The sequence below is a fragment of the Vibrio sp. 1078-1 genome (assembly GCF_033340475.1).
The window spans coordinates 1-877 of the sequence record NZ_JAWOWM010000158.1 but is presented as its reverse complement, the minus strand read 5'-3'; the positions used below and the strand labels follow the sequence as shown (position 1 = coordinate 877).

General features: G+C 46.2%; 1 pseudogene. It reads left to right on the top strand.

Features of this window, described 5'->3' with window-relative positions:
- Window positions 1-877 (top strand): annotated as a pseudogene (locus R7190_RS26295) (tetratricopeptide repeat protein); the annotation flags it as partial.

Sequence of the window (877 nt, the reverse complement as noted above, 5' to 3'; positions counted from 1 at the left end):
GACTTTGGATGTGCAACTCATGCGCAACCAAATGATTTGGATGTACGACCACAACTATTCAGCTGCCGAAGACACCCTCAATCAAATTGAAAAACAGCTAGACGAAGCCGACTCTGTACTTCAACGTACAGACAGCGTCCGTTAGCGTATGGTGATGCAACGAGCCCTGCTAGCGGCTCATCGTGGCGATAACGTTGGCGCAGAGCGTTTGTATGCTCAAGCGAAAAGCATGCTTGAGGACAGTCGTTCCGATTTGGCCTTAATTGATTACTACACTTCTGTTGGTGAGTTTTACCTTAACAGTAAAAAATACAACCTTGCGCTTTCAGAACTGCTTTACGGTTATTGGCAGTCCATAGAAAGTGACAGCGGTACTCGCCTTGCTAAAGTAAACCGCTTGCTGGCGAGACTTTTCCAAGAGCGTCGTGTGTACGACAAAGCCATTGAATATCTGTCTCAGGCTGCAGATTTCTACGACTCTTACCCAAGCTCCCCTATTTTGGCCGATGTGCTTGAACAAATGGGCGACATCTATTTTTATCAAGGCAAGTTCAATCTTGCTTTGGTGCACTACTTCAACGTACTGGATCACGAAAGCACCAGTCGTAATATCAATCGCACCATTAAGATTCGGTTGAGCTTGGCTGCGACTTACCTGCAACTCTACAACTACGCACTTGCAGAGCAATATCTGGAACGTGCGACAGAGTTACTGGAATACGCGGATATCCCTCAGCTTGAAGCGAAAGCCGCCCTACTTCAGTCTGGTCTCGCTTATCATCAGAACGACAGCAAAAAAGTAATTGAAAACGCGAAGAAAGCCTTAGAGCTTGTCGAAAAAGCGCCGGAAAACAAAAACTTCATCAAGCAGCAATCT